This is a genomic window from Streptomyces scabiei 87.22 (genome assembly GCF_000091305.1).
Classification (GTDB): domain Bacteria; phylum Actinomycetota; class Actinomycetes; order Streptomycetales; family Streptomycetaceae; genus Streptomyces; species Streptomyces scabiei.
In genome coordinates, this window is record NC_013929.1 from 411,348 (window position 1) to 436,178 (window position 24,831).

The window sequence follows — 24,831 nt, forward strand, 5'->3', positions numbered from 1 at the left end:
CTCGGGCTTCGCGCGCCCCGTGGTGCGCGCCGAATGCGCTCTGCCGACGGCAGCCGACCGTACCTTACCTTCACATCGCAGGACAAAAAGTGGTCACCCTACCACCGGCACAGGAAGTGGGGTGGAGACACCGTTGGTACTGCATTCGTCCGGGAACAGCATTTAGCCGACTTGGGGGAGTTTTATGGATATGCGCTATGAAGCGTATTCGTACGCGGATGCGACGTTCTACGACTCGCCGGTCCGCTGGGCGAGCTCGGACGAGTTCGCGGCGGTCGGTGAGCCCCTGCCCTCGGGCTGGACCGGCTCCGCGCGAGAGGTGTGGGTGGGCCGCACGCCGGCCGGGGTCGAACTGCCCGACCAGGGCTGGAAGATCCACGTGTCGGCCTGTCTGGACAACGCCGAGCACATCCTCTCCGTGGTCGGCGCCTACTGCGTCGAGCACCGCATGGCCTACAAGTTCCTGCGTAGTCCCGCCCTGGTGCAGACACAGAACGCCAAGTACGCCTCCCGCGGGTCCAGCGGCAAATTCATGACCCTCTACCCGGTCGACGAACCTCAGCTGGAACGTTCCCTCAACGACCTCGACGAGGCCCTCGCCGGCCAGCGGGGCCCGTACATCCTCAGCGATCTGAGATGGCGCAACGGGCCGCTGTACCTGCGCTACGGGGGCTTCACCGAGCAGTTCTGCCGGTCGGAGACCGGGGAACTCGTCCTGGCCCTGCGCGAACCGTCGGGCCGGCTGCGCCCCGACGTGCGCCGCGCGGTGTTCGAGGTGCCCGAGTGGGCCCCCGTCCCCGCGGTGCTGGCGAAGGCGCTCGCCGACCGGGCCACGACGAGCATGGCCGACTTCCCCTACACCGTGGAACGGGCCCTGCACTTCTCCAACGGCGGAGGCATCTACCTCGCCCGGCGCGCCTCGGGCGGAGACGAGGTGGTCCTCAAGGAGGCCCGCCCGGACGCCGGACTCGACCAGCGCGGCGACGACGCCGTCACCCGTCTCGGCAGAGAGCACGACATCCTGCGCCGGCTGGAGGGCCTCCCCTGCGTCCCCGCCGCCCTCGACCACCACACCGCGTGGGAACACCACTTCCTGGTGCAGGAGTACATATCCGGTGAGCCCCTGAACAGATGGTTCGGGCAGCGCTACCCCCTCATCCATCCGGACCCCGCTCCCGAGGAGATCGAGCGCTTCAGGGACGAGGCGCTGGACGTCCTCGCGAAGATCGAGGAGGGACTGCGTGCCATCCATGCGCGCGGTGTCGTCTTCGGGGACCTCCACCCGCGCAACCTGATCGTCCGCCCCGACGGACGGGTGTGTTTCATCGACTTCGAACTGGCCTCGCCGGCCGACGAGTTCGTCAGACCGGGCCTGGGCGCCGCCGGTTTCGCGGCCCCCGCGGACCTCAAGGGCTACGCGATCGACGACCACGCTCTCGACGCCCTCCGGCTGTGGATCTTCATGCCGCTGACCCAGCTCACGGCGCTGGACCCCGACAAACGCCGGCAGTTGAGCAGAGCCGCCTCCAGACGCTTCGGACTCCCCCCAGCGACGGACGCCGGCCGGTCCGCCCCGCCTTCCTCGCTCTCACCGCCCCCCACCCCCTCCCCCACGCTGCCGTCCCCGGCACACCCGGTCCGCTCCGCACCCCCCGCACAGGCGGGCACGTCGGACTTCGACAGACTGTCGGCGCTGTTCAGCGGCGACCGCGCCGACTGGCCCGCCCTGCGGGACTCCCTGGCCGCGGCCATCGCGGCGAGCGCCACCCCGGAACGGACGGACCGTCTCTTCCCCGGGGATCCGAGCCAGTTCACCCACGACGGACTCGGCCTCGCCTACGGCGCGGCGGGCGTGCTGTGGGCCCTGCACTCCGTGGGAGCTCCCGTCGCTCCGGATCATGTCGAGTGGCTGCTGGAAGCCGTCGCACGCCGTCCCTGCCGGCCCGGTCTCTACACCGGCGCCCACGGCGTGGCCCTCACCCTTGACCGTCTCGGTCAGGCCCGACAGGCGCACAACCTCCTCGACCGGCTCCTCAAGGAACCGCTCGACGGTCAGGGCGGCGACCTCGCGGGAGGGCTCCCGGGAGTCGGGCTGACCCTGCTGCACTTCGCCGCGACCACCTCCGACGGCTCGCTGCTGGCCGGTGCCGTCGACGTCGCCGACCGTCTCGCCGCCCGCCTCATGGACGAACCCGGCGGCCCCGCCTCCGGCCGGCGCCCGGGGCTCCTGCACGGCCCCTCCGGTTCGGCCCTGCTCTTCCTGAGCCTGTACGACCGCACCGGCGACACGGGCCTGCTCGACCTGGCCGAACAGGCGCTGCGCCTGGATCTCGCCCGCTGCGTCGTCGGCGCGGACGGAACGCTCCAGGTCGACGAAGGCAGCCGGGTGCTGCCGTACCTGGAGACGGGCAGCGCCGGCATCGCCGCCGTCCTGCACGCGGTGCTGCGCCACCGCCCCGACGCCGGGCTGCGGCAGAGCCTGGAGCAGATACGGCTGGCGGCCGAGCCCGAGTTCATCGTCCAGCCCAGCCTGTTCAACGGGCGGGCGGGTCTGATCCTGCTGCTCCACCTGCTCCGGGACGACGCCCCCGTCGACGATCCGCTGGTCCGGCGGCACATCCGGCGCCTCGTCTGGCACCTCATCCCCCACCGGGGGCACGCGGCCTTCCCCGGCGAGCAGCTGCTGCGCCTGTCGATGGACCTCGCCACCGGATCCGCGGGCATCCTGCTCGCCCTGGGATCGGCGCTGGCCGACACCCCGGCGCTGCCCTTCTGGCCAGGCGGCCGACGGGCCACGGTGCCCGCGCCCCTGACGGGTCCGCCGACGCCGGCGCCCGCCCCCTGAGACCGCCCCGCCGGTCCGACCGCCGCATCCCTCGCGGCCACCCGCCGCGCCTGTCGCGGCAACCCGCCGCATCCCTCGCGGCATCCCGCGGCGTCCGCCGTCGCGGCCCAGAGTTTCCGGCGATCGCCGGAAAGCACCAACCCAACCGAAGGAGATCACCATGTCCATCCTCAACCTGCAGGCCCTGGAGACCCCGGACGAGACGGTCGAGTACCTGTCGGTGCTCAGCTCCCTGTCGGTGGTCAACTGCACCAACAGCACCGTCAGCACGCTGCTGTGCCTCTGACCGCACCACTCCGGGTCGTTCCCCCTCCCCACAAGGGGTGACCTGACCCGCTGAACAGAGCCGGCCCGGGCTGAGGGACAGCCCGGGCCGGCGTTCTCGTGCCGCCCCGACGACCGCACGCCCACCGCCAGTCCACCGCCCCCAGGAGCCTCGTATGGGACAGGACCAACGACACCGGCCGCAGCGGGACGCGGCTTCCGATCGTACGGCCTGGGCCGGCCTCACGCGCAGGCCCCGCAGGCGGCCCGGCGCCCCGCCCGGCGCCGCCCGGCCGCGGGCCCGGCCCTGGGGGTGGTCCGCCCTCCTCGCCGTGGCGGTGGCGGTCAGTTCGGCCGCCGCGCTGGCCCTGCCCGCCACCCTGGCCGCGGCCGTCGACCGAGCCCTGTCCGCGACCGCAGGCCAGGGAATCCTGCCCGTCGCGGCCGTCCTGGGGCTGCTCACGGGCGCCGAGGCCCTCGCGCAGTACGCGGGGCCCCGCGCCACCGCCGAGGCGACCGCCCGGCTGCGCGCCGCACTGGTGCGGCACGCCATGGCCCTCGGCCCGCATCCCTCCCGGCGGACCACGACCGGTGACCTGGTGGCCCGCCTCACGGCGAGCGCCGCCGAGGCCGGGCTGAGCGTCCAGGCCGCCGTCTACGCCGTCGCCCAACTCGCCATGGCCGCGGGCTCGGTACTCGCCCTGGGGCTGCTCGCCCCCGAGCTCGCCGCCGCCTTCCTGATCACCGCGCCCGCGGGCTGGCTGCTGCTGCGCCGTCATCTGCGGCGCACCGTGCGCCGGGGCGAGGGCTACCAGAGCGCGCAGGCGGCCGTCGCCACCCATCTGCTCAACGCGCTGGCCGGCCGTCGCACCATCGCCGCCGCCGGTACCCTGGAGTGCGAGATCGAGCGGGTCCTGCGGCCGCTGCCCGAACTGGGCCGGCACGGACGCGCCCTGTGGGACAGTCAGCGTCGTGTCTCCTGGTCCACGGGGCTGCTCGCCCCCGCGACACAGATCACCGTCATCGCCGTCGCGGGCCACGAACTGCTCGCCGGCTCACTCGGCCCCGGCGACCTGGTGGCCGCACTCGGCTACGCCACGCTGGGCCTCGGCGGCTTCGGGACGGCCCAGAGCCTGCTGGACCTGGCCCGCGCCCGGGCCGGGCACCAGCGGGTCCGGGAGGTCCTCGCCCTCACCCCGCCCTCGCCGGGACTGCGCCCCCTGCCCCCGGGGCCGGGGCGCGTCGAACTGCGCGGCATCACCGTGCGCACCCCGGCCGGTGACACCGTCCTGGACGGACTGGACCTCGTCCTGCCCGCACGTCACAGTGTCGCGCTCGTCGGACGCTCCGGTGCGGGAACCTCCCTGCTGGCAGCGGTCGCAGGCGGCCTTCGGGTCCCGGACCGGGGGCTGGTGCTGCTGGACGGCGTGCCCTTGGACGACGTCCGCCCCGCGGACCTGCGCGCCGCCGTCTCCTACGCGTTCAGCGACCCGGAGCTGACCGGCGGCACGATCCTGGACGCCCTGAGCACAGCCGCCGACCGCGTTCCGGAGGAACGGGTCCACGCGGCCGCCCGGGCGGCGCAGGCCGACGCCTTCGTGCGCCGTCTCCCCGCCGGCTACGACACCCTCCTCACCGACGCACCTCTCTCCGGCGGGCAGCGCCAACGCCTGGGCCTGGCGCGCGCCCTGGCCCGCGACGGCCGGCTGCTCGTCCTGGACGACGCCATGTCGAGCCTGGACTCCGCCGCCGAGGCGGCGGTGCTGCGCGCTCTGGACGGCCCGTACGGCGACCGCACCCGGCTGGTCGTGACCCGCCGGACGGCCGCGGCGGCCCGCGCCGACCTCGTGGCCTGGCTGCACGAGGGACGTGTGGCAGCACTCGCACCCCATCACGAACTGTGGCAACTGCCCGCCTATCGCGCCCTGTTCGACAGCGCCGAGGACGTGGACGACTGACATGGACCGACGACGCGCGAGGCGCCCCGCGCGCTCCCCGAAGACGCTGCGTACGCACGCGGCGGACCGTGCCGGGGACGGGCCCGGCGGTTCCTCCTCCCTCACGGCCGCCCACCGGGCGGCCGTGCGCCTGATCCGGGCGGCCCTGACCGCCGACCGTGGGGCCGCGCTCCGGCTGACCTGGTGGACGCTCCTGTCGGCCGCCCCCGCCCTCGTCTGCGGCAAGGCCCTCGCGCTGGCCGTCGACCGGGGGTTCCTGCTGGACCGGCCCCGCACGGCGGCCCTCGGACTGGGCGTGTTCGCCCTGTGCGCCCTCGGCGGCGCCTGGGCCGGCCGGCAGAGCTACCCGTGGCTGGCCGAGATCGTCGAGCCGTTGCGCGACCGGCTGCTGCGGGACGTCGTCACCGGCACCCTCCGCCGCGCCGTCGCACCCCGCGCCGCCCCGGACGACGGCGCGGCCGTGGCCGTCGCGCGCCTGACGCGGCAGGTGGAGGCCGTACGCGACGCGCTGGCGGGGCAGTTGATGCTGCTGTGGCAGTTCGTCCTGACGGTCGCCGCCGTGATCGCGGGCACCGCCGTCCTCGCGCCCGCCGCCGTGCCCCTGGTCGCCGTGCCGCTCCTGGCCGCGCTCGTCCTCTTCGCCGTCCTCGCCCCCGCCACCGTCCGCAGACAGCGCGCGGCCTTCGACGCCGAGGAGGCCCTCGCCGGCCGTACCGTCGCCACGTTCACCGCCCTGCGGGACATCGTCGCCTGCGGGGCGCAGGAGCACGCCCGCGACGAGGCTCTCGACGCCGTCGACAGGCACCTGCGTGCCTCCAACGCCCTCGCCTCCGTGTCCGCGCTGCGGCGGCTGATCGTCGCCCTCGGCGCGCACAGCCCGCTGCTGCTCGTCGTCCTCGCCGCACCCGGCCTGCACGCCCGCGGTGTGAGCGCCGGCGAGATCGTGGGGATCCTCGCCTACGTCCTGGCCACCCTGGAACCCGCGGTCCGGCTGCTGGTGCAGGGGCTCGGCGCGTCCTGGCTGAGGCTGGCCGTGGCCGCCGAACGGCTCGCCGAGGCGGCCCACCACCCCGTGCCCGGCCCGGACCCGGACCCGGCGCTGATCCCCTCGGACGGCTCGGCGGCTCTGTCGGGCATCGTCTTCGCCTACGGCCCGGGCGCCGAACCGGTCCTGGACGGCCTCGACCTGAGCCTCGCCGACGGCGAACACCTGGCCGTCGTCGGCCCGTCCGGGATCGGCAAGTCGACCCTGGCCGACGTCCTCGCCGGCATGCTCCCGCCCGACCGGGGACGCGTCGTCCTGGGTGGCGTGCCCCTGGAGCGCGTCACCCGGGACGATCTGGCCCGCGCCCGCGTCCTGGCACCGCAGACCCCGTACGTCGTCACCGCCACCCTGCGCGAGAACCTCCGCTATCTCGCGCCGGACACATCCGATGCGGTCCTGACGGCCACCATGACGGAACTCGGGATGGACGCGCTGGCCGAACGGCTCGGAGGGCTGGACGGCCCGGTCGACCCCGCCGCGTTGTCCTCCGGGGAGCGCGCGCTGGTGGCCCTGGCGCGCGTCCACCTCTCCGACGCCCGGCTGGTCATCCTCGACGAGGCCACCCGGCACCTGGACGCGACGGCCGAGCGACGTGTGGAGGAGGCGTTCAGGCGTCGTCCCGGCACCGTCGTCACCGTCGCGCACCGTATGTCCGTGGCCCGCCGCGCCGACCGGGTGCTGCTCCTGGACGGAACCCGCCCGGCCATCGGCACGCACGACACGCTCCTGGCGCGGGTTCCGCTCTACGCCGACCTGATGGGGCACTGGCACGACGGCGCGACCGGGACCGGGCGGCCCCAGACCGGCCGCTCCGGCCCCGGCCGCACCGGGGACGGGCTCAGCACCCCGGGCGCAGCATCACGTCGCTCATCGTCGCGTCCTGCGGCAGATCCAGCGCCATGACCAGGGCTGCCGCGACGGACTCCGCGCGCATATGGGCCTGCGGCTCGTAGGGGAGACCGAACTGCTCGTGCAGTTTGACCTGCATGGGGGTGTCCGTCTCCCCGGGATACACGGTGGTGACCCGGACACCGTGCGCGTATTCCTCGGCCCGCAACGACTCCGCGAGGGCTTTCAGACCGAACTTGGACGCCGCGTAGGCGCTCAGCCGCGGCGGGGCGTGCACACCGGCGCCGGAGTTGACGAACACGACGTGCCCCCCACCCCTGCGCAGTGCCGGCAGCAGCACGCCCGTCAGTTCGGCCGGGGCCACGAGGTTCACAGAGAGCGTGTCCTGCCAGAGGGCCGCGTCCAGCTCCTCCACCCGGCCCGACTCGACGACCCCGGCCACGTGCACGAGCGAGTCCAACCGCTCGGGCAGGGCAACTGCCGCCAGGCGCGCCCGTATCGACGCCGGCGCGGACAGATCGGCCACCAGCGTCCGGCTCGCCGGGAACCGGTCGCGCAGCTCAGCCGCCCGCGCCTCGTCCCGTGCCAGCAGCCACAGCTCCTCCCCCCGCTCGGCGAACACCTCCGCGACCGCCGCACCGATCCCCGAACCAGCACCTGTGACGAAATGAACTCCCATGGAGGGATACATACCCCATATACGCATCTCACTCCCGGGAGCGGGGGCGCCTGATCCTCAGTGCAGTTGCTCGGCCAGTCCGACGATGAAGCCCTCCGGGGCCCGGAGGTAGCAGAGCAGATAGCTGTCCTCGAACCGGGCGATCCCGCCGACGAGTTCGGCGCCGTGCGGGCGCAGGCGGGCAACCGTGTCCTCGATGTCGTCGACGGCGAACATGACGCGGTGCGTGCCCACGATGTTGTGCGGCCTGTCGCGCGCTCCCGCGTCGATCGCCGCGGGGCTGCGGTACTTCGCCAGTTCGAGCCGGCTGTGACCGTCCGGGGTCCGCATCATCGCGATGTCACAACGGACGCCGTCGAGCCCGGTGCACCGGTCGGCGAAGGAGCCCTCCACCTGTCCCCTGCCCTCGAGTTCCATGCCGAGTTCCACGAAGAACGCGATGGCGGCATCCATGTCCTCGACGACGATGCCGACGTTGTCCATCCGCTGAACGGCCATGCCGCCCTCTCTCCTTGCTCCTCGACGACGCGTTCGACGCGACAGTCAAGCGATCATCGATAGATCCTATGTATGTGCTGGCAGGCGACGGATGAACAGCCTCTGAACGTGTAGCCGTTACCGCTATTGGCTTGCACCAATACGGAAGTTCCTGTCACACCTCTAGACAAGGATACTCCGACGCTTCTATAAATCCATCCGATGTCTCCACTTGAGGCGCGAGTTCGGGACCCCGACCGGTCCCTGTGCTCGTGGCGCCTTGTCCTGCCTCCCCTCACCCCCGGAGCCGCACCATGTCCTCAGCCCGTCTCAGCAGACGCGCACTGATGAAGGCCGCCGCCCTCGCCGGAGGGGTGGCGGCCGTCGGCCTGCCGCAGGCCCTGTGGCCCGCCACCGCCGAGGCGTACGCCGTCCCCTCGAAGATGGACTGGTGGTACCAGGCCCGGTTCGGCATGTTCATCCACTTCGGGTCCTACTCGCAGCTGGGACAGGGCGAGTGGGCGTTCGACAGCCAGCAGTGGAGCAAGGCGAACTACCAGACCCAGGTGACCCGCACCTTCGATCCGGCCCGGTTCAACGCCGCCACCATCGCCGAACTGGCCGAGAACGCCGGCATGAAGTACGTCGTGATCACGGCCAAGCACCACGAGGGCTACGCGATGTGGAACTCCGACGTGGCGAGCTTCACCGACACCACGGCCGCCAAGCTCTACAACCTGCACGACTACAACGGCATCCAGAGCGATCCGCTCCGGGACCTCAAGAGCGAGTGCGAGAACCGCGGGATCAAGTTCTGCCTGTACTACTCGATCCTCGACTGGAACCACCCCTCCCAGACCGACCGCCACGAGGGCGGCCTCACGACGATGTCGTCGCAGGCGGCCCGCACCGCCTACATCGCCGACATGAAAGCCCAGCTCCAGGAGCTGCTGGACCGTTACGACCCGGCACTGCTGTGGTTCGACGGTGACTGGTTCGACAACCCTGCCGGCCCCACCCTGGAGGACTGGTGGCTGGATTCCGACGGCGTCGACCTCTACAACTGGCTGATCGCGCGCAAGCCCGGTCTCATCGTCAACGAACGCGTCAAGCGGGACCACGGTCTCGGTGACTACGCGGTGGCGGAGTTCGGCATACCCTCCGCGCCGATGGGCCGGCCATGGGAGCGGTGCAGCACCATGAACGGCGCGTGGGGTTACAACGCGTCGAGCGAGAACGCGTACCGGTCCCTCAAGGACATCGTCCAGGAGCTCGTCACCGTGGTCTCCCGGGACGGCAATCTCCTGCTGAACATCGGCCCCAAGGGCGACGGGTCGGTCACGGCGGGAACGCAGACCGTCCTCAACGGCCTCGCCTCGTGGATGTCGACGTACAGCGACAGCATCCACGGCACCAGCGGCAGCCCGTTCGCCGCCGAACCCTCGTGGGGGAAGGTCACGAGGAAGAGCGGCAAACTCTTCGCGCACGTCTTCACCTGGCCCGCCAACGGCCGGCTCCGGATTCCGATGGTCGACAACACGATCAGCCGCGTCCACCTGCTCGACAACCCCTCGGTCTCCCTCCCCTACACCGTCACCGACCAGATCGACGTCACCGTGCCGGCCACGGCTCCGAACGCCAACGACGCCGTGGTGTGTGTCGAGGTCCAGGGGATGCCGGTGAGGGCCTCCGCCCTGGTGTTCCAGAACGTCGACTACGACGCCGGCCGCGCCGTCCTGCCGCTGGGCGGCTACACCTCCGCCCAGCTCTCCGCGGCCGGTCTCGCGCCCGCCACCGCGTCGTCGATCCTGTTGCCGCCGGGCTTCCAGCTGACGGGCTACTCCGGTGACAACTTCACCGGCACGGCCTGGACCTTCACGGCCGACACCCGGGATCTTCGGGTGACGGGCAACAACGACGCGATCAGGTCCCTGAGAGTGACGTTCAGGCCCGACAAGTACTTCCGCCTGACCAATGTCACCAACCATCTGGCCCTGGACGGCGGTGGCAATGCCGCCTCCGGATCGAACCTCAAGCTGTGGGAGGCGGTGGTCCACTCGAATCTCCAGTGGCAGGCGATCGAGCTCGGAAACGGGTACTACAGGCTCGTCAACCGCACCAACGGCATGGTCGCCGACGGCTGGGGCGCCACCGCCAACGGTGATCCGGCGCGGCAGAAGTCCTGGGACGGCGGCAACACCCAGCAGTGGCAGATCACCCACCGCGGCCAGGGCCGGTACTCGATCGCCAACCGCAGCACGGGACTCGTCCTCGACGGCGGCGGAACGGTCGCAAGCGGATCCACCGCCAAGCAGTGGACGTGGCAGCAGAACAACAACCTGCTGTGGACATTCGACGCCGTCACCTGACCGACATCGTCCCCGCCCCCGGTCCCGCTCCCGGACGTCGGCGAACTCCCCGGCGGGCGCCTGCGCGACGACAGGCGCCCGCCGGGGCACATCAGCGGCCCGCACGCTTTCTCCGTCGCCGTGTCCGGCGAGCATTTTCTCCGCGTGCCACGAAGAGATTTATCCAGGAATTCCAGGATCACGGTCCGTCGATGTCGGCCACCTCTTCGAGTTCCTCGGACAGTTCTTCCAGAAGAGCGGCCGGCCGGCGCACCACGAGGTGCTGGACGGTGTAGGACATCTCCTTCACATGGAGATTAGGCGGCGGGTGATAGCGGCCCGCGCACACCGACAGGTTGACGATGAGATAGGCGTGCCAGGAACGCCCCACGCCGCGGCGGTCGGCGAAGACCCGGCTGCCGTTCACCCACCAGATCACGGACCGCACGCCGAACTCGACGCGGAGGTCGACCCAGGCGCCCGGACCGATGGCGGGGTCACGGTAGTAGAGGTTCGAACCGCGGACATGGTTGGTCAGTTCCAGCAGGTCGGGGTTGTCGGGGTGGTACTCGAAGATGTCGATCTCCTGGTCGCCGTCCCGCCAGGTCCAGATCGCCGGCCAGGCTCCGGCCTCGTACGGCAGTCTGACGCGCGCCTCCAGCACGTCACCCGCGCGGACGGTGAACCCCTCCTCGCTCTCCTCCGTGGTGAGCAGTCCCGCGTTCCACCGGCCGTCCCTTCGGCGGGTGGCGCGGAACGTGCCGGAGCGGCTGTAGGAGGGGTCCGCCGTCAGGTAATCCAGTTTGTTGTCACCGGGGTTGACCGGCCCGCCGTTCGGATAGGCCCACGAACGCCCCGCCACCCATTGACGGGTGGACGCGAAGTCCGCCGTGAAGACGATCTCAGGTCCGGACAGGATCCCCTCTGCCGACGGTGTTCCGTCAGATGCGGCATTCTCCATGCACGAAGGCTGCTCCGCTTCCGACTACGGCATGCGAATACCTGTGAACCCGCGACGAAGACAACTCGTACGGGCGAGCGCATGGGGGCGTATTCAAGTCGGTACCGTCGGGCGCTTTCACGGTCGCGTTCGAGGAATTCCCGTCCCGGACGAGCTCAACCGCCCCACTGGAAAAGAAGGATGCCATTTCACCGAACCGGACTCCACTCCGCCAGGAAACGTGGGGTCAGCGACGGCCGCGGAGCTTGCTCAGCAGGCTCTTGGCCTGGCTACGGCGGCGGGGGTCGGCCGCGGCCCGTCGTGCCTGCTCGGCCACCCGACGCCCCTGCGGGCTGCTTGCGAACTGCTTGATCCGTTCCATCATGCGTGGCATGAGACTCCGTCCCTCGGTGTCGGCAAGTGTCTCCTGCGCTCCGCCTACCCCCTGTGGGCCGCCTCAGCCCTGTCGGCGGCCGGGATGTGAAGCCTCGTTCGTCGCGGGCACCTCGTCGTGTTGTCCGGGCGGCCACCTGCACACAACCCTTCGTCCACCTCGTGTGTCACACCCCCGAGAGCGCATCACCTGCGGCCCTCATTCACCACTTCTACTCGGGAGTTGACCGTGCGCGCACGCACCTTCGCCGCCACCGCCGCCGTGGTGGCACTGACCGCAACCGGCCTGACCCTGCCGCTCGCCGGAAGCGCGGCGGCCGCGACGACGGTGCGGTTCGACTTCAACGGCGACGGATACCTGGACATCGCGGTCGGCATGCCGGACTCCACCGTGAAGGGCAAGGCCAAGGCGGGCTACGTCAGTGTGATCTACGGCGGCTCGGGGGCCCCGTACCAGTCCCACGGTGAAATCGGCCAGGACGAGCCGGGCATACCCGGCACGCCCGAGGCGGGCGACCGCTTCGGTTCCTCCGTGACGCCCGTCGACGTGGACGGAGACGGCGACTTCGAACTCGCCGTCGGCGCGAGCGGCGAATCGCTCACCTCCGACCAGTACAAGGACGAGGGCATCATCACCGTCCTGGACTACTCGAACGGGGACATCAAGGGCACCACCGTGGCCAGGGGCACGACCGAGTACAGCGGCATCGGCAGCACCGTCGCCGCGGGTGACTACGACGGCGACGGTGACGCCGACCTCGCATACGGGGAGAACAGCGAGGAGGACGGTACCCTCCGGTTCCGCCCGGGCCCGCTCACCTCCGACCGGGTGGCCGGCACCTCCTTGCGCAGGTACAGCATGGGCGGCCGCACCCTCGACCTGGCGACCGGCGACTTCGACGGCGACGGCCGGGACGACCTCGCCACCACCTGGCGGGCCCTGGAGGACTCCGGCACCTTCATCACGCGCTGGAACGACCGGGCCGAGCCCGCCCAGTGGTGGTCCGACCCCGACCGGGGCAGCGCGCTCGCCGTCGCCGACTTCGACCGGGACGGCACCGACGACCTCGCGGTCGGTCCCGTACAGCCCAACTCCGAGTCGGACACCACCCATTGCCAGGACCGGCTCGGCGGTGCGGTGCTCCTGTTCAAGGGCTCGAGGGGCACGGCCTTCGGCACCGAGAACGAGTGCTTCACCCAGTCGAGCCCGGATGTCGGCGGCAACGCCGAGGAGGGCGACGACTTCGGCGCCGCGCTGGCCGCCGGTGACCTGAACGGCGACGACCTTCCGGAACTGGTGGTCGGCGTGCCCGGTGAGGACGTGGGCACCCTGAAGGACGCGGGCGGCTACGTCGTCCTCAACGGCACGGAACACGGCCTCCGGGGCGGCCTCGCGCGCAGCCAGAGCACCCCGAACATGCAGGGCGCGGCCGAGGCGGGTGACCGCTTCGGCGCCCAGGTGGCCGTCGGCGACTACAACAGTGACGGCCTGCGGGACACCGCGGTGAGCGCGCCCGGTGAGAACGCCGGTGGGCCCACATCGGGTGGCGTCTGGTTCGTGCCGAGCAGCACCGTGGAGACGTACACGCCGGGCAAGGCGCTGACACCCTTCGGCTTCGCGCTGGTCAAGGGTGTCTACAAGTACGGCGAGGTGCTGGGCCTCTAGACACCGACTCGGGCCCGGCCACGGTCCGCACCGAGGGCCGGGCCCGAGTCGACGCGTGTTCCACCGGACGATGCCCACGACGTCGGCGGTGGAGGACCGGGTGATTCCGCCGGCGGACTGCTGGTACACCCCGCAGTGGCGGGCCGGTGCCGCGGTCGACTTCGTACGCCCCGACTCTCCCGGCCTCGACTCCTGCCGGCTCGTCCACGCCTCCAGCCTCCATCTCCTCGACGCCGCGGGCGCGGCCCGTCTCGCCGCCCGCGTCGAAGGGAGCGGCGGCCGTCGCCACGCCGGAGGCGTCGAACTCCTCACCCGGACAGCGGTGTTCGGCAAGGTCGCCGTCCCCGCGGGAGGCGTCGCGGTGGTCCGCGAGGCGCGGTCCGCCTCCGGCGGGGCGTGCGGCGACGCGCGCGGTCGTCCTGTCCGGGGCCGCCCGGTCGGAGGGGTCAGCCGGGTCCGAAGTCCCGGGTCCTGATGAAGCTGCGGTCCGTCGTCGACGGGCCGTCCTTCGTTCCCCGCAGGATCCAGTAACCGGCGTCCTTGCGAGGCTTGTTGAAGCCGAACGTGCCGATGAGCAGCTCGGCACGGCCATCGGTGTCGAGGTCGGCGAGGTGCAGGTCCCAGCCGAAGAAGTCGCGGTCTCCCACGTGCTGCGGGGAGCCGCCGAGACCGATCGCGTACCGGTCGATCTCGACGCTGCGGGGCGTACCGGGTCCGTCCTTCCCGCTGAGCACCACGACCACCCGGCCGATGCGGCGATCGTCGCCCGGGCTCTGCGTGGCGATGTCGTCGCGCCCGTCGCCGTCGACATCTCCGACGGCGCGGGCGCCGACGGTGTCCAGTCTGCCGAGCTCGCTCCCGGTCCTGCCCCGGCCTGGCCCCTCGTCGCTGCCGTGGACGACAACGGCATCCCGGTAGCCCTCCCGAGCGAGGATGTCGGCGTGGCCGTCGCCGTCGAAGTCCCCTACGGCCACGGGAACGGCGCCGTCGGCAAGGCCCGGGGCCCGGCTCCTGATGCCGGGTACGGACCCAGCGGGCTGCAGCCCGTGCGCCGTGCCCCGGTAGTACACGGCGTCGACGACGTCCTCGGGCATTTCCTCCTCCAGGCGGACGTCCTCCTCGTCGTACACGGCCCTGGTCACCAGGTCGTCCCGGCCGTCGCCGTCGAAGTCGCCGACGACGGTATGGGCCACGGTCGCCCAGCCCTCGTGGCCCACGTCGACACTGGATGTGCCGCGGGGAACCCCGCCGTCGCGGCTCAGTGGGCCGTACAGGACGACGGCGGGCTGCGGCTTTCGGTCGTACTCACTGCCGGGTTGCGCGAGGGTCAGCAGATCGAGGGCGCCGTCCCCGTCGAAGTCCCCGGCAGCGGTGGCGCGGAGAAGGTCGGCCGGCAGCTCGGTGGCGCCCGTGGGGCCCTTCGGGCCACCCCAGACGATGCACTGTTCGAGCGTGTGCGTTCCTTTGGGGTGGCTCAGCGGGTTGCGTACGACGATGTCGGCGTAACCGTCGTCGTCGAGATCCGCCGTGAACTGAACCGATCGGTCGTTCGTGATGGGCGAGCTGGTGAGACGGGGGTCGGGTTTCGCGTAGCGGTCCGCGAGGCGGAAGGCCGCTGCCGGTTCCGGGCCGCCGGGCGCGGCGAGGGCGACGAAGCGGTTGTTGTGCCAGTCGCCCCCTGACTTCGGCTTCTTGTACCAGCCGTTGACGACCACGTCGGCATGGCCGTCGCCGTTCACGTCGTCCCGATTGACCGCGCCGGCGTCCCGCCGGGCGGGAGAAGGGGGCGACGGTGCCGGACCGCCGCCGTCGGCCGAGCACCCCGTGGCCAGCAGAGTGGTCACGCAGAGCCACATCGACACGAGGGCAGGGCGGCAACGGCGCAGGCGCATGGCACAAGCCTGCACACCGCGGCTCACGGGCCCATAACGGCCGGATCAGGGTCGGATTCCGGTCTGGTTCCCTCGGCCCGGCGACCGCTCGGACGTGCGGTCGCGGGGCCGGCCGAGCCGGAGCACGGGCCGATGGTCACGGTCGGATCCCTGTCCGGCCCCGCGAGGAGTCGAACGGACCGTTCCGTGGTGCAGTCGGCACATGGCCTCACCACCCCGGGACGACCAGGACGCCCCTGTGGCCCCTCGCGGCCGCCGACGCCGTTCCTGGCCGCTCGACCTCGCGGTCGCCCTGCTGTTCCTGATCATGGACACCGTGATCGTCATGACCGCCGGGTACCTGCTGCTGGTGCTCGGCCACGGCATCACGGCCTCGGCCACGCACTCCGGCGACGTCCCGGTGCTGACGTGGCTCATCGTCTGGGGCGTCCCGGCCGTGGGGGCGGCGAGTGCGGTCACGCACGGCCTGCTCCGTATGCCGATCACCTGCGTCGTCCAGGGCCTCTTCACTCTCGCCTGCACGATCCTGGCCGTGAACGGGACCCGCATGATCCTGCTGTGACCGCCCACGGCTCGCCACCCCAGGGCGCGCGGCTCGGCCCGCCGGCCGGCCCGAGCCGGTCCGCGGGCCGAAAGGGCGTGCCGCGTCGGGTGGTTCACACCGTGGCGGGCTCCTCGTCGAGGCGGAACCTCGGATCGCCCGGTACGGAGGCGAGGAGTTGCGCGGTGTACGGGTGGCTCGGCGCGGCGAAGGTGGCCCCGGTCGGGCCGAGTTCGACGAGGTCCCCGTGCAGCAGGACCGCGACCGAGTCGCTCACGTGCCGGACCACGGCCAGGTCGTGCGAGATGAACAGCATCGTCAGCGAGAGCCGACGGCGCAGGTCGGCGAGCAGGTTGAGGATCTCGGCCTGGGTCGTCAGGTCGAGGGCCGAGGTGATCTCGTCGGCGATGACGAACCGGGGCCCCGGCGCGAGGGCCCGTGCGATCGCCAGCCGCTGCCGCTGACCGCCGGAGAACTCGTGCGGGTAGCGGTCCATGCCGTCGGGGTCCAGGCTCACCTGGCCGAGCAGCTCGGCGATCCGGGCCCGGGCCGGTCCGACCCTGGCCCGGACGGGATCGAGTGCCTCGGCGAGCGACTGCGCGACGGTGCGACGCGGGTCGAAGGAGGAGTACGGGTCCTGCGGAATCATCTGGACCGTCGCGGCGCCCGCCCGTCCGCGTGCGGGGCGCAGCGGGGCGCCGTCCACGAGGATGCGGCCGCCGGACGGTCGGTGCACGCCGACGAGGGTCCGCGCGAGTGTCGTCTTGCCCGACCCGGACTCCCCGACGAGGGCGAGGGTGCTGCCCCGGGCGATGTCGAAGGAGACCGACTTGAGCACCTTGCGGGCCGCGACGCCGTGGCCCAGCTCGACGGTGAGGTCCTCGACGCGCAGCAGCGGGGCGGCCGCACCCGGCTCGGACGGGTTGGCGGTGGCGGACATCAGTGGCTCCCTTCGGCGGCCGGGGAACGGTCCGCGGCTGTGTCGGAAAGGTCGCAGTCGTCCGTCGGCGCCCCGCCCGGCGGTGCCGCGTGGGCGTCGGCCGTCCACCGGACCGCGGTGAGGGTGCCGCCGGCCTCGACGGCGGCGGGGGTCGCCGCGAGCAGCGCACGGGTGTACGGATGGGTGACGGTTCCCCGGCGCAGGTCGGCGCCCGTCGTGCGGTCGACGACCCGGCCGCCGTGGAGCACCAGAACCGTGTCGCAGAGCACGCCGACCACGCCGATGTCGTGCGAGATGAACAGCATCGCCGTACCGTGCTCGCGGTTGATGCGCCGGAACTGGCGCAGCACCTCCGCCTGGACGGTGACGTCGAGGGCCGTCGTCGGCTCGTCGGCGATGAGCAGCCGCGGGTTCGTCGTCGTCGCGGAGGCGATCGAGGCGCGTTGCAGCATGCCGCCGCTCAGTTCGTGCGGGTGCTGGCGCAACCGCCGTTCCGGTTCGGTGACGCGGATGTCGGCCAGGGCGCGGACCATGTCCTGTGCCGCCTGACGCCTGGAGGTCCCCTGATGGACCCGGGTCACCTCGGTGAGCTGGGTGCCGAGCCTGAGCGCGGGGTTGAACGTGCCGATCGGGTCCTGGTAGACGATGCCGATCTCGGTGGCGAGACGCCGCTCCGACGGGGCGGCGAGCAGGTCGAGGTCGTCGAGGGCGAGGCGGGCGGCGTCCGCCCGGACGCCCTCGGGGAGCAGGCCGGCGACCGCCATGGCGATCGTGGACTTGCCCGAGCCCGACTCCCCCACGAGGCCGACGATCTGCCCGGCCGCGATGGTGAACGACACGTCGTCGACGAGGGTCCGGTCGCCGGCCCGCACGGTCAGCCCGTCGACGGTCAGCAGACCGTCCGGGTCCGGGACGGCCGCTGCCGCCGCGCCGTCCGCAGCCGGCGCCGGTGTCCGGCCCTTCTGTGCCGGGACGGCCCGTCCGGCCGGGTCCGCCGACTTGGCCGGTGCGGGCGCCGTGGGGCGGGTGCGCGGGTCGACGAGGGAGGCCACGCCGTCTCCGAGGAGCATGGCGCCCACGCCGGTGACGATGAGCATGATCGACGGGGCGAGCACGAGCGACGGCTGGGCGAAGATCGACGGCAGTGCCTCGTTGAGCAGGCGGCCCCAGTCGTACTGGGGGTTCTGCACACCGAGGCCGACGAACGACAGGCTGCTGATGTCGAGCAGGGACAGGGTGAAACTCGAACTGAGGAGCACCAGCAGCGGCCCGCTGATGTTGGGCAGGACGTGCCGGGCCAGGATCCGCAGCCCGGGGACGCCGAGCAGGCGCGCGGTGAGGACGTAGTCCTTGTCGGCGACGGTCGCGGCGAGATTCGCCGTCAGGCGGGCGAATCCGGGGACGCCGGCGACGGCGATCGCGACGATCGCGGACATCGTGCCCGGTCCGAGCACCGCCGCGATGACGAGGGCGAGGACGAGCGAGGGGAAGGCCACCGCCGAGTCGATGAGCCGCAGGCTGGTTTCGCGCAGCCATCCGGGTGCGAGGTGGACCAGCGCGCCGATCGCGACGCCGACGACGAACGAGACGGCGGTGGCCGCGGCGGCCATGAGCAGGGTGAGCCGGGTCGCGACGAGCGCCCGGGCGAGGACGTCGCGGCCGAACGCGTCGGTGCCGAGGAGATGTCCGGCGCCGGGTCCGAGCCGGGTGTCGCCGGTGAGCGTCTCGGCAGGGCCGCGCAGCAGCAGCGGGGCCACGAGGGCGACGAGGACGAGCAGTCCGAGGATCACCGCGCCGGACGTCAGCGACGGGTTGCGGCGCCACCGGCGCGTGGTCGTGTCAGTGGCCACGACGACCTCCCTCGAGGGTGCGGGGGTCGACGATCCCGAGGACGACGTCGACGAGGAGGTTGACGAGCAGGGCCAGCATGCCGACGACGAGGATGATGCCCTGGATCACCGGATAGTCCTTGTAGATGATCGCCTGGACGACCTCGGTGCCGAGCCCCGGATAGGTGAAGACGTTCTCCAGGATGATCGTCCCGCCGAGCAGGGACGTGAGGACGAGACCGCTCAGGGTGAGGACGCTCGTCACCAGGTTGGGCAGTGCGTGGCGCAGGTGGAGGCGTACGGATCCCAGGCGGTGGCCGCGGGCGGTCCGCATGTAGTCCTGGGCGAGCACCGAGGCCGTCTCCTGCCGGACGACCCGGGCGATGGCGAAGGCCGGGCCGATACAGAGCGCGGCGATCGGCAGGACGAGCGCGCTGGGTGTGGTGGCGCCACCGGACGGCAGCAGCCCGAGACTGATCGAGAACAGGACGATGAGCAGGGTCGCGACGACGTAGACCGGCGCCGAGGCGAGGAGCCCGGCGAGCGTGCCGAATCCGACGCCGAGCCGGCGGCGGCGTCCGTCGCGGGTGAGGACACCGACGGTCATGCCCAGCGGGACGGCGATGAACAGGGAGAGCAGGACGGCGGGGATGACGAGCTGGACGGTGTACGGCAGCCGGGTGGCGATGATGTCCGCGACCGGGGTGTCGAACCGGAAGGAGGTGCCGAGCCGTCCGGAGGCGATGTCGCCGAGGTAGTGGACGAACCGCGTCGTCAACGGCTCGTCGAGGCCCAGCCGGTCGCGTATCGCCGCGAGGGTGGCGGGGGACGAGCTGGTGCCGGCGATCGCGCGGGCGGGGTCCCCGGGCAGCAGGGGCACGATGAGGAACGTCACGACGACGAGCAGCAGCATGGACATCAGCAGCCCGCCCGCACGGCGGACGGCGAACCCGGCCCAGCCGCCGCGCAGTCGCAGCCGGGGAGCACGCCGGACGGCGGCGGCCGGCAGCGGCCCCGCCGGGGCCGCGGAACCGGCGCTCACAGCGCCGCCGCGAGGGCGGCGTCGTCCGGGCGCCGCTCGTGCCAGCGGAACCGGGGTTCGAGCTGGGCAGACAGGCGCAGCAGCGTCGCCTCGTCGTAGGGCGCGCCGATGAGCTGGGCGCCGACCGGCAGTCCGTCCGCGGTGGTGTGGACGGGCAGCGAGATGGCGGGCAGTCCGGCGATGTTGACGAACGCGGTGAAGGAGACCATCCGGGTCTCGGTGGCCCGCGGGCCGTCCGGGTCGGAGTTCGCCTCGTCGTACACGGGGCCGACCGGGGGCGCCACGACCGCGGTGGTCGGGGTGAGGAGGACGTCGAAGTCCGTGCCCCACTGGGCGACGACGTCGCGGGACTCGGCCTGCAGGCGCGCCGCCGTCCGGGCGTAGTCGCCCGCGCTGACCTCCAGGGCGGTCTCGCGGCGGCGCCGGATGTAGGGGTCCACCGCGTCCGGGTCGTCGACCTCGATGGCGTAGGTGGAGGCGCTGATGATGGTCCAGGTGAAGCCCATGATCGCCTCGTACGAGAACATCCTCGGGCGGGCCTCGACGACGTCGTGCCCGAGGTCGCGCAGGGCCTGCGCGGCCGTCAGCGCCGCCGTGCGGCACTCCTCGTCGACGGGCAGTCCGGTCGGTGCGTCGAGGAGCAGTCCGATCCGCAGCCGCCCGGGGTCGGCGCCGATCTCCTCGATGTACGGGCGGCCCGGGTCGGGCGCGCTGTACCAGGCGAGCCGGTCGGGGCGGCCCATGACGTCGAGCATGAGGGCCGCGTCGCGCACGGTGCGGGTGATCGCTCCCTCGGTGGTCGAGTGCTCCCAGCCCCGGACCAGGGCGGGGACGCGTCCCCGGCTCGGCTTGAGGCCGACGAGGCCGGTGACGGACGCGGGGACGCGGATCGAGCCGCCGCCGTCGCCTGCGTGCGCCACCGGGGCGAGCCCGGCCGCGACGGCCGCCGACGCGCCGCCGCTGGACCCGCCGGAGGTGTGCGCCGGGTTCCACGGGTTGCGCGTCTTGCCGTGCCGGGCGTTCTCGGAGACCGTCAGGGCGCCGAACTCCGGGGAGTTCGTCCGGCCGAGGGGGATCGCGCCGGCGTCGAGGAGGAGTTGGACGTCGGGGTCCGTGACCGTCTGCGGGGTGTCCCGGATCGCCAGCGAGGACATGGTGTTGGGCTGTCCCGCGACGGAGCTGAGGTCCTTGATGGGGACGGGGACGCCGTGCAGCGGGCCGAGCCGGTCGCCGCGCAGCACCGCGCGCTCGGCCCGGACGGCCGCCGCGCGCACGGCGTCGGTGTCGAGCCAGACGACGGCGTTGACGGCGGGGTTGATCCGCTCGATGCGGTCGAGGTAGGTCTCGGCGACCTCCACGGGGCTGACCTCTTTGGTGCGTATGAGGTCGGCGATCTGCTGGGCGGTGCTGAACGGGTCGATCACCACAGGGCTCCTGTCGGATGGGTGCGAGGGTCGCGGTGCGGGGCTGCGCGGCGGCGCGGGACCGTCCGTGCCGGACGCCTTGGGGTCCGGCACGGGTCTGCGCGCCGTACGGGCGCGGCGTCCGTCAGCCGGTGATGCGCAGGATGGGGTCGTCGAGCGAGCCGCCGAGCATCCGTGCGCTGAATCCCTTGCGCAGTGCGTAGATGAACGGGTCGTTGACCAGCGGCACCGCGTCCACCTGCGAGATCACGGCCTTGGCGGCCTTCTGGTACGCGGCGCAGCGGGCCTTGGAGGTCGTCGCCTCGGTGCCCTGCGTGAAGGCCTTGTCCAGCGCGGGGTTCTTGACGGCGCCGAGGTTGCCGCCGCCCTCGGGCACGGTCGGGCCGACGAAGTGGGCGAGCGGGTTGGCGAGGCTGCCGAGGAAGTTGAGGTCGGCGAAGACGGTGAGGTCCCAGGCGTCGGGCTTGCCGAACAGGGTTCCGACCCAGGCGCCGACGTCGACGTTGGCGAGGGTGACGTCCGCGCCCGCGGCCCGCAGCGCCTCCTGGATGTACTGGTTGCCGGCGCCGGCCGGGCCGACGACCTGGGGGCCGACGAGGCGGATCTTCTTGCCCTTGAGCACGTCGGCCGCCGCGGCCTTGTCCTTCGGTACGAGGAAGGAGGTGGCGGGGTCGTTGCAGGGGATGCCCTTCTGCACGAACATCGTCGACGGCTCGCCGGTGTCCTTGGAGACGACCTTGGTGAAGGCGGCGCGGTCGACGGCCTGGGCGACGGCCCGGCGGGTGTCGATGTCCGCGAAGACCGTGCCGGGGCGTTCGTTGAAGAGCAGGTAGAAGTCGGAGAACCGGCTGACGCTCACGCTGCGGCCGTCCACGCCGTCGAAGCGCGGGATGCCGGAGGCGTCGATCTTGCCGATGTCGAGCTGGCCGCTCGTGACGAGGTTGCCCGTCGCGGTCGGGTCGGGCGAGACCAGGTACTCCGTCGTGGCGGCGACCTTGCCGGGGATCTTCGTGCGCCAGGCCGGCCATGCCTTGTACTCGGGGCGCAGCGTGTAGGAGTACGAGACGCCGGACTGGGACTTGGCGAGGACGTACGGTCCGGACTGGGAGCCCTTGGCCTTGCCGGCGGCGAGCGCCTTCAGGTCCTTGAGTCCCGCCGGGCACACGATGCCCGTGCTCGCGACCGACAGACCGGTGACCATGTCGCCCCACGGCCTGGCGAGCGTGACCTTCACGGTGCGCGCCGCGTCGTCGGCGGTCACCTTCACGGTGTTGCCGGGGCCGAAGATCGTGGGGAGGTCGGGCGCGGCCGTCTTCGGGTCGACGAAGCGGTCGAGGGACGCCTTGACGACCTTCGGCGTGATCGGTGTCCCGTCGGCGCAGGTCGCATCGGCGCGCAGGGTGAACGTGGCGGCGGTGGGGGTGCTCGTCCACTTGGTGGCGAGCCCGCCCACGAGCCCGCCGTCGTCCTTGCGCACGAGGGTGTCGTAGCTGTTCCGGGCGAGCTGGTAGTCCGGGAGGGACAGTGCCTTGGCGGGGTCGAAGCCGGCCGGCACGTCGATCGTCGTCCGGATCTTCGTCGTCGTGGCGGCGTCGCCGCCGCTCGCGTCTCCGGACGTCGATCCCGTGGTGGTACAGCCGGCGAGTACGGCCGTCATGGCGACGGCGGCGGTCACGGGGACCGCGCGGGTACGGGTCTGGCGCATGGGTGCTCCTGGAGAGGGAGTCGCGCTCTGCGCAGGTCGCACGGGATCGGGCGGGACGAGCGCGAGCAGTTCGGGGTGGAGGCGGTGCGCGCGGCGCTCGGTGGACGCCGCCGAAGCGAGTCGTGGAGCACTCGGTGTGGAGAGGATGCAGCCAAGTTAACGGCGTAGTCAATACCGTTAACTATCTTTCCGCGCGCCGGTCCGGCCGCCGGTTCGGACGACAAGAGGGCCGCCGCTCCCAAGGGCCGAGGAGTGACGCGTGTCACCACACACGGGGGGCCGACAGGTGGGCACGGCCCGTGTTTCACACGCGGGAGGGCCCCGCGCCGGCCGCCGGGGGCGCGGCGCCGACGCGGGAGGAACCGCAGCCGCCCCACGTGAACAGCGCGCGCACGCCACCGGGGGCGAGCCGCACCGGCCGGCCGGGAGCGTCGCGGGCCGGTCGCGCGCGAGGAGGTGCGAGTGCGCCGCGCCCGCGTCCCCGGGAGCGGCCCACGTCGGGACAGGGGCCGCCGCGGGTCAGTCGCGCGGGAGGGTCGCCGACTCCGCCACCAGGGCGGTGAGGACGAGGTCCGTCTGCCGGTGGAAGACGTCGGTCATGTCGATGCTGCGCAGATGGTCCTTCGCCGCCTCGGCGAAGGGGTACGCGTCCGGATTCGCCGGCTGGTACTCCTGCACCCAGTTCACCTCGGTGCCGAACCGCTGGTTGACGAGCCGCCAGGCGTTGTTGCTGGCGACGGAGAGCAGGAAGTTCGAGAACGCCTGGTAGTGCAGGACGGCCGCCCGGCCGCGCCAGCCACCGCGGTGGAACGCCTCCAGGAGGGCGTCGACGGCACGCAGTTCGTGGACGCCCCGGGTGACCCTGCCCATGCAGAGCGCGGCGGCTGCCGGGTGGTCCAGCGCGGTGTCCCAGGCCCGGGTCGCCAGGTCCCGCAGCGACTCGGTCCACGACTCGTGCGGCTCGTACCCCTCCAGCGAGATCCGGTCCAACTCGTCGGCGACACCGACCATGATGTGGTCGCGACTGGCGAAGTACCGGTAGACCGCGGTCGCGGAGGAGGACAGCTCCTTGCCCAGCCGCTGGAAGGTGAGCGCGTCCGGCCCGTCCTCGTCGAGGATCCGCAGCGCGGTGGCCACGATGAGCCCCTGGGAAAGGGTCCCTCGCTGAAGCCGCTTCGACGACCGCCCCCCAGCAACTGCCACGCGAACGTCTCCCTCGGACGGACGGCGGCGCACGCGCCGCCGCAACCTGCGAACCTGCGTCTCCTCACCGGCGACGAGAAGCCAGCCTAAGCGACCGCTGGGGAACCGAACGCCCAGGGCCCGGCCACCGGGACGGCCACGTCCCCCGACAGTTGCCCCGGTCGTCGGCCTGGCAAGGGGCCGATCGACGCGGAAGCCGAAGACGGCGAACGCTCGATTCCATCGATCCCACACTTGAATCGAGCGTGAAATTCCGCCATGGTGCTTGAAACAAGCGCCACGCCTTGCAGGGTCACGCGCAGGAGGAAAGGGTCTCCCATGGATGACATCGACCGCGCCATCCTGCGGGAGCTGCAGGTCGACGGCCGGATCCCGTACGCCGATCTGGGGCCGAAGGTCGGGCTGTCGCCCTCGGCCGCGCGGCACCGGCTGCAGCGGCTGATCGACAGCCACGCGGTCCAGGTCGTCGGCGTGACCGACCCGATGACCATGGGCCAGCAGGCGATGGCACTGCTGGGGCTGCGCGTCGACGGCGACGCCCGGGGGGTCGCCGACGAACTGTCCCGGCACGACGAGGTCGTGTACACGGTCCTGACGGCGGGCGGCTTCGACCTGTTCGTGGAGGTGGTGTGCGCTCGCCCCCGGGATCTCCTGGACTTCGTCAACGACGTCGTCCGGCCCGTCGAGGGGGTCACGTCGGTGGAGAACTTCCCCTACTTCGCGATCCACACGCACCGCTTCCTGTGGCACGTCGACTGAGGCATACGAGCGTCCGAGCGTCCGAGCCCTGC

The 24,831-nt window shown here is 72.2% G+C and carries 20 protein-coding genes; 9 read left to right on the top strand and 11 right to left on the bottom strand.

What is annotated here, in order from left to right; translation table 11 throughout:
• The first annotated feature begins 190 nt into the window (after positions 1 to 190).
• From lanKC to SCAB_RS01685, 4 genes are all read left to right on the top strand, one after another.
• Positions 191 to 2,845: a class III lanthionine synthetase LanKC gene (gene lanKC / locus SCAB_RS01675; protein WP_012998308.1), complete on the top strand. Its 2,655-nt coding sequence runs from the start codon at positions 191 to 193 to the stop codon at positions 2,843 to 2,845.
• A 160-nt stretch (positions 2,846 to 3,005) separates the two neighbouring features.
• Positions 3,006 to 3,131 carry a SapB/AmfS family lanthipeptide gene (locus SCAB_RS45825; RefSeq protein WP_012998309.1) on the top strand — a complete coding sequence of 42 codons (126 nt, stop codon included), beginning with the start codon at positions 3,006 to 3,008 and terminating at the stop codon, positions 3,129 to 3,131.
• Between the two features lie 154 nt (positions 3,132 to 3,285).
• Positions 3,286 to 5,067, top strand: a complete 1,782-nt coding sequence (locus SCAB_RS01680) for an ATP-binding cassette domain-containing protein (RefSeq protein WP_063649834.1) — start codon at positions 3,286 to 3,288, stop codon at positions 5,065 to 5,067.
• Position 5,068: 1 nt separating this feature from the next.
• Positions 5,069 to 7,015, top strand: coding sequence for an ABC transporter ATP-binding protein (locus SCAB_RS01685; protein ID WP_012998311.1), 1,947 nt, complete (start codon positions 5,069 to 5,071; stop codon positions 7,013 to 7,015).
• On the opposite strand, the gene SCAB_RS01690 is transcribed toward SCAB_RS01685, so the two are convergent.
• Positions 6,951 to 7,640 (bottom strand): SDR family oxidoreductase, encoded by a 690-nt coding sequence (locus SCAB_RS01690; protein ID WP_041668826.1) that lies wholly within the window; start codon positions 7,638 to 7,640, stop codon positions 6,951 to 6,953. The two genes, SCAB_RS01685 and SCAB_RS01690, sit on opposite strands and share 65 nt — an antisense overlap.
• 57 nt (positions 7,641 to 7,697) lie before the next feature.
• On the bottom strand, positions 7,698 to 8,138 hold the full coding sequence (locus tag SCAB_RS01695) for a VOC family protein (RefSeq protein WP_012998312.1): 441 nt from the start codon (positions 8,136 to 8,138) through the stop codon (positions 7,698 to 7,700).
• 293 nt (positions 8,139 to 8,431) lie between these two features.
• On the opposite strand from SCAB_RS01695, the gene SCAB_RS01700 reads away from it, so the two are divergent.
• Positions 8,432 to 10,486, top strand: coding sequence for an alpha-L-fucosidase (locus SCAB_RS01700; protein WP_041668827.1), 2,055 nt, complete (start codon positions 8,432 to 8,434; stop codon positions 10,484 to 10,486).
• A 178-nt stretch (positions 10,487 to 10,664) separates the two neighbouring features.
• Here SCAB_RS01700 and SCAB_RS01705 read toward each other — a convergent pair whose 3' ends face one another.
• Positions 10,665 to 11,426: a LamG domain-containing protein gene (locus tag SCAB_RS01705; protein ID WP_012998314.1), complete on the bottom strand. Its 762-nt coding sequence runs from the start codon at positions 11,424 to 11,426 to the stop codon at positions 10,665 to 10,667.
• Between the two features lie 226 nt (positions 11,427 to 11,652).
• Positions 11,653 to 11,799: a hypothetical protein gene (locus SCAB_RS47630; RefSeq protein WP_012998315.1), complete on the bottom strand. Its 147-nt coding sequence runs from the start codon at positions 11,797 to 11,799 to the stop codon at positions 11,653 to 11,655.
• A gap of 228 nt (positions 11,800 to 12,027) precedes the next feature.
• Between SCAB_RS47630 and SCAB_RS01710 the strand changes: the two genes are divergently transcribed.
• Both SCAB_RS01710 and SCAB_RS01715 read left to right on the top strand, forming a co-directional pair.
• Positions 12,028 to 13,464 (top strand): FG-GAP repeat protein, encoded by a 1,437-nt coding sequence (locus SCAB_RS01710; RefSeq protein ID WP_041668829.1) that lies wholly within the window; start codon positions 12,028 to 12,030, stop codon positions 13,462 to 13,464.
• 70 nt (positions 13,465 to 13,534) lie between these two features.
• Positions 13,535 to 13,939 (top strand): hypothetical protein, encoded by a 405-nt coding sequence (locus SCAB_RS01715; protein WP_148274171.1) that lies wholly within the window; start codon positions 13,535 to 13,537, stop codon positions 13,937 to 13,939.
• Here the strand turns inward: SCAB_RS01715 and SCAB_RS01720 are convergent.
• Positions 13,911 to 15,308 carry an FG-GAP repeat domain-containing protein gene (locus SCAB_RS01720; protein WP_106437225.1) on the bottom strand — a complete coding sequence of 466 codons (1,398 nt, stop codon included), beginning with the start codon at positions 15,306 to 15,308 and terminating at the stop codon, positions 13,911 to 13,913. The two genes, SCAB_RS01715 and SCAB_RS01720, sit on opposite strands and share 29 nt — an antisense overlap.
• Positions 15,309 to 15,558: 250 nt before the next feature.
• Here SCAB_RS01720 and SCAB_RS01725 point away from each other — a divergent pair, with 250 nt between their 5' ends.
• Positions 15,559 to 15,918 (top strand): hypothetical protein, encoded by a 360-nt coding sequence (locus SCAB_RS01725; RefSeq protein WP_012998319.1) that lies wholly within the window; start codon positions 15,559 to 15,561, stop codon positions 15,916 to 15,918.
• 94 nt (positions 15,919 to 16,012) lie between these two features.
• Here SCAB_RS01725 and SCAB_RS01730 read toward each other — a convergent pair whose 3' ends face one another.
• The 6 genes from SCAB_RS01730 to SCAB_RS01755 all read right to left on the bottom strand — a co-directional run bounded on the left by SCAB_RS01730 (position 16,013) and on the right by SCAB_RS01755 (position 23,974).
• Positions 16,013 to 16,837 (bottom strand): ABC transporter ATP-binding protein, encoded by an 825-nt coding sequence (locus SCAB_RS01730; protein WP_012998320.1) that lies wholly within the window; start codon positions 16,835 to 16,837, stop codon positions 16,013 to 16,015.
• Positions 16,837 to 18,687, bottom strand: a complete 1,851-nt coding sequence (locus SCAB_RS01735) for a dipeptide/oligopeptide/nickel ABC transporter permease/ATP-binding protein (protein WP_012998321.1) — start codon at positions 18,685 to 18,687, stop codon at positions 16,837 to 16,839. Before SCAB_RS01735 ends, SCAB_RS01730 begins: the two co-directional genes overlap by 1 nt.
• Positions 18,677 to 19,708 carry an ABC transporter permease gene (locus tag SCAB_RS01740; protein WP_012998322.1) on the bottom strand — a complete coding sequence of 344 codons (1,032 nt, stop codon included), beginning with the start codon at positions 19,706 to 19,708 and terminating at the stop codon, positions 18,677 to 18,679. Before SCAB_RS01740 ends, SCAB_RS01735 begins: the two co-directional genes overlap by 11 nt.
• On the bottom strand, positions 19,705 to 21,132 hold the full coding sequence (locus SCAB_RS01745; protein ID WP_037725076.1) for an amidase: 1,428 nt from the start codon (positions 21,130 to 21,132) through the stop codon (positions 19,705 to 19,707). Before SCAB_RS01745 ends, SCAB_RS01740 begins: the two co-directional genes overlap by 4 nt.
• A 124-nt stretch (positions 21,133 to 21,256) precedes the next feature.
• Positions 21,257 to 22,837 carry an ABC transporter substrate-binding protein gene (locus SCAB_RS01750; protein WP_012998324.1) on the bottom strand — a complete coding sequence of 527 codons (1,581 nt, stop codon included), beginning with the start codon at positions 22,835 to 22,837 and terminating at the stop codon, positions 21,257 to 21,259.
• A 519-nt stretch (positions 22,838 to 23,356) separates the two neighbouring features.
• Positions 23,357 to 23,974: a TetR/AcrR family transcriptional regulator gene (locus SCAB_RS01755; protein WP_012998325.1), complete on the bottom strand. Its 618-nt coding sequence runs from the start codon at positions 23,972 to 23,974 to the stop codon at positions 23,357 to 23,359.
• Between the two features lie 384 nt (positions 23,975 to 24,358).
• On the opposite strand from SCAB_RS01755, the gene SCAB_RS01760 reads away from it, so the two are divergent.
• The gene (locus SCAB_RS01760; RefSeq protein ID WP_012998326.1) at positions 24,359 to 24,799 is read left to right on the top strand and encodes an Lrp/AsnC family transcriptional regulator; all 441 of its coding nucleotides are present in this window, start codon (positions 24,359 to 24,361) and stop codon (positions 24,797 to 24,799) included.
• Positions 24,800 to 24,831: the final 32 nt, after the last annotated feature.

Coding starts and splice junctions, on each gene's coding strand:
- SCAB_RS01700 (WP_041668827.1), top strand. CDS start 8,432: ATGTCCTCAGCCCGTCTCAGCAGACGCGCACTGATGAAGGCCGCCGCC.
- SCAB_RS01705 (WP_012998314.1), bottom strand. CDS start 11,426: ATGGAGAATGCCGCATCTGACGGAACACCGTCGGCAGAGGGGATCCTG.
- SCAB_RS45825 (WP_012998309.1), top strand. CDS start 3,006: ATGTCCATCCTCAACCTGCAGGCCCTGGAGACCCCGGACGAGACGGTC.
- SCAB_RS01750 (WP_012998324.1), bottom strand. CDS start 22,837: ATGCGCCAGACCCGTACCCGCGCGGTCCCCGTGACCGCCGCCGTCGCC.
- lanKC (WP_012998308.1), top strand. CDS start 191: ATGCGCTATGAAGCGTATTCGTACGCGGATGCGACGTTCTACGACTCG.
- SCAB_RS01730 (WP_012998320.1), bottom strand. CDS start 16,837: ATGTCCGCCACCGCCAACCCGTCCGAGCCGGGTGCGGCCGCCCCGCTG.
- SCAB_RS01725 (WP_012998319.1), top strand. CDS start 15,559: ATGGCCTCACCACCCCGGGACGACCAGGACGCCCCTGTGGCCCCTCGC.
- SCAB_RS01685 (WP_012998311.1), top strand. CDS start 5,069: ATGGACCGACGACGCGCGAGGCGCCCCGCGCGCTCCCCGAAGACGCTG.
- SCAB_RS01695 (WP_012998312.1), bottom strand. CDS start 8,138: ATGGCCGTTCAGCGGATGGACAACGTCGGCATCGTCGTCGAGGACATG.
- SCAB_RS01680 (WP_063649834.1), top strand. CDS start 3,286: ATGGGACAGGACCAACGACACCGGCCGCAGCGGGACGCGGCTTCCGAT.
- SCAB_RS01690 (WP_041668826.1), bottom strand. CDS start 7,640: ATGGGAGTTCATTTCGTCACAGGTGCTGGTTCGGGGATCGGTGCGGCG.
- SCAB_RS47630 (WP_012998315.1), bottom strand. CDS start 11,799: ATGCCACGCATGATGGAACGGATCAAGCAGTTCGCAAGCAGCCCGCAG.
- SCAB_RS01760 (WP_012998326.1), top strand. CDS start 24,359: ATGGATGACATCGACCGCGCCATCCTGCGGGAGCTGCAGGTCGACGGC.
- SCAB_RS01715 (WP_148274171.1), top strand. CDS start 13,535: ATGCCCACGACGTCGGCGGTGGAGGACCGGGTGATTCCGCCGGCGGAC.